Genomic DNA, 856 nt, shown 5'->3' on the forward strand with positions numbered 1-856 from the left:
CTCGATGCCGATCTGATCCTGGGCGACGAAACCGTGGTTCAAGTGCTCAAAGAATCCGGCCGAGCCGCGCAAAGCAAAAGCTATCTGTGGGCACAAATGACCGGCTCCGGACCGCCGATTCGGCTGTTCAGCTACACGCCGGGGCGCGGCGGAACGCATGCGCAGCCGTTGTATGACGGCATCAAACCCGGCGCGGTACTGATGAGCGACGGCTATGAGGTGTATAACGCCATTGCCGCCAGCCGGGGTGCGATTCACCTCGGCTGTTGGGCGCATGCGCGGCGTTATTTTGTCGAGGCCGAAGCCGCCATTCCTAAAGCCGCGCGCGGCCCGGAGCAACTGGCGACGCAGTTTATCGCGGCGATGGCTGAACTGTACGCGATTGAAACTCAGACGAAAGACCTGAACGTCGAACAGCGTGGGCAGCGGCGCCAGGAGCAAAGCCGACCGGTTTTGGTCAAAATCGAAGCCCTGCTGCTACAACATCTGCATGCGGTAATCCCCGGTAGTTTGCTGGGCAAGGCTTTGCATTACTTGTCATCGCAGTGGTCCAAACTGATCCGCTTCGTCGACAACGGCGCTTGGCCCATCGACAACAACCTCTGCGAAAACGCCATACGCCCCTTCGTGGTGGGCCGCCGCAATTGGTTGTTTTGCGATACGGTGGCCGGCGCCCGTGCCAGCGCTAATCTTTACTCGTTGATCGAAACCTGCAAGGCCAATAGCGTCGACCCTTACACCTATCTGGTCGATCTGTTCCGAAAGCTTCCCACCGCAAAAACTGTCGAAGAGTTCGAAGCGCTGTTGCCTTGGAATCTCGACGCCCTAACGGACTAATCGCACGCCAACGGTTAAG

At 58.6% G+C, this 856-nt stretch carries 1 protein-coding gene; it reads left to right on the plus strand.

The annotated features are described in order from the left end of the window. Positions 1-837 (plus strand): IS66 family transposase (locus BJL95_RS21700; RefSeq protein WP_139306379.1); only part of this gene is annotated, 837 nt, incomplete at its 5' end. Positions 838-856 lie beyond the last annotated feature (19 nt).

The organism is Methylomonas sp. LWB (genome assembly GCF_001856095.1).
Lineage (GTDB): Bacteria > Pseudomonadota > Gammaproteobacteria > Methylococcales > Methylomonadaceae > Methylomonas > Methylomonas koyamae_A.